This is a genomic window from Streptomyces sp. SID11385, assembly GCF_010548245.1.
Classification (GTDB): domain Bacteria; phylum Actinomycetota; class Actinomycetes; order Streptomycetales; family Streptomycetaceae; genus Streptomyces.
This window is the reverse complement of record NZ_JAAGLR010000445.1, coordinates 1-2,136: the sequence shown is the minus strand read 5'-3', so window position 1 is coordinate 2,136 and position 2,136 is coordinate 1. Positions and strand designations below refer to the sequence as shown.

Here is a 2,136-nt window from a genome sequence, read left to right as displayed (position 1 = left end):
GGCCCCGGCCCCCGAGCCACGCCCCGCCGCCGCTCCCGCGCGCCCGCCCGTGGCGCCCGAGGACGACATGCCGGCCGCCGACGACCCGGACCTCGTCGAGAGCGCGCTCAGCGGATACGAGCTGATCGTGCGCGAGCTGGGGGCCACCGTGCTCGACGAGTACGACAACGACGCGGCGCCGCACTGAGCTGGTGACGGGGGAGGGAGGGCAGGGCGGGGGAGGACGGGCACGGGCCCGCGCCCGCCCCGCCCCCGCACCCCCCACCCGCCCGTTAGGGTGACCCGTGTGAAGGTCCTCGTCATCGGAAACGGCGCCCGCGAACACGCCCTGTGCCGCTCTCTCTCGCTCGACCCAGCCGTCGAAGCCCTGTACTGCGCCCCCGGCAACGCCGGGATCGCCGAGGTCGCCGAGGTGCGGCCCGTCGACGCCCTGGAGGGGGCCGATGTCGTGCGCCTGGCCCGGGAGACGGGGGCGGATCTCGTCGTCGTGGGGCCCGAGGCGCCGCTCGTCGCGGGGGTCGCCGACGCCGTGCGCGAGGCGGGCATCGCCTGCTTCGGGCCCGGGCGCGAGGCCGCGCGGCTGGAGGGCTCGAAGGCGTTCGCGAAGGACGTCATGGCCGCCGCGCAGGTGCCCACCGCGCGCGCCTACGTGTGCGCGACGCCGGAGGAGATCGACGCCGCGCTCGACGCCTTCGGCGCCCCGTACGTCGTGAAGGACGACGGGCTCGCGGCCGGCAAGGGCGTCGTCGTCACGGACGACCGCGCGAAGGCGCGCGAGCACGCGCTCGCCTGCGGGCGGGTCGTCATCGAGGAGTTCCTCGACGGGCCCGAGGTCTCGCTCTTCGCGGTCACGGACGGCACGACGGTCGTCCCGCTCCAGCCCGCGCAGGACTTCAAGCGCGCGCTCGACGGCGACGAGGGCCCCAACACGGGCGGCATGGGCGCGTACTCGCCGCTGCCGTGGGCCGAGGCGGGCCTCGTCGACGAGGTGCTGCGCACGGTGCTCCAGCCGACCGTGGACGAACTGCGGCGCCGCGGCGCGCTGTTCAGCGGGCTGCTGTACGCGGGCCTCGCGCTCACCTCGCGCGGCGTGCGCGTCATCGAGTTCAACGCGCGCTTCGGCGACCCCGAGACGCAGGTCGTCCTCGCGCGCCTGCGCACCCCGCTCTCCGGGCTCCTGGACGCGGCGGCGCGCGGCGAGCTGGCGACGCTGGAGCCGCTGCGGTGGAGCGAGGACGCGGCCGTCACGGTCGTCGTCGCCTCCGCGAACTACCCGGCCGCGCCCCGTACCGGCGACGTGATCAGCGGGCTCGACGATGTCGCGGCGAAGGACGCCCCGGACGCGTACGTGCTGCACGCGGGGACGCGGCGCGAGGGCGAGGACGTCGTGAGCGCCGGGGGCCGCGTGCTCTCGGTGACGGCGACGGGCCCCGACCTGACGGTGGCGCGCGAGCGCGCGTACGCGGCGGTGGCGCAGATCGGGCTCAAGGACTCCCAGCACCGCACGGACATCGCGGAGCGCGCGGCGCGCGACGCGGTCGCGACGGGCTGAGGCCACCGGACCCCGGAAGACGTACCGCCCGCCCCGGGCTCCGTACCCGTCCACGCAACTCGTGCACGCGTACGGACCCCGGGGCGCCCGCTTGTCAGCACCTTTGCCCAAAGCCATTCCATCGAGTGATCGAAGCCGCATACGGCTGACGGCGGCGCGCGCCCCCACTAGGGTGCGGCACGTGCTCCATCGCCGGTCGGCCCGTGCAGAGCGGGCCGCGCGGAGGGGCTGCGGCACTTGGCCCACCGGCATTGCGATGTCAGGGGCCGGTGTCACAGTGGGGATGTGAGCGACGCCGGAAAGCGCGACGGACCGCGGTCCGCCGCGGATCAGCGCGGGAAGCAAGCGACGAGGCAGAAACGGACCGGGCACCAGCACGGGTGCGCGGCCCGTCGGTGCAGGCCGGGCCCGCGAGGGTCCGGCGGGCGCCAGGGGTAGGGGGTCGGCAGGTCGTGTCGTCGGGTACGGGTGTGGAGGTGGGCGCGCTCGCCGCGCGGTCCAGGGCCGCCGCGGTGCTGCGGGTCAAGTCCGCGGCGACCGCGCTCGCGGTGCTGCCCGCGGCGTGCGCCGTCGTGCTGTGGGCG

At 76.3% G+C, this 2,136-nt stretch carries 1 protein-coding gene and 1 pseudogene; both read left to right on the top strand.

Annotated features, from left to right (window positions below; genetic code table 11):
* A pseudogene (locus tag G3I42_RS13665) lies at nt 1-187 on the top strand (DNA polymerase III subunit gamma/tau); the annotation flags it as partial.
* Nucleotides 188-286: 99 nt separating this feature from the next.
* A complete protein-coding gene (gene purD / locus G3I42_RS13660) occupies nt 287-1,552 on the top strand; it encodes a phosphoribosylamine--glycine ligase (RefSeq protein WP_164285767.1) in 1,266 nt (421 codons plus the stop codon).
* The last annotated feature ends 584 nt before the right edge of the window (nt 1,553-2,136 follow it).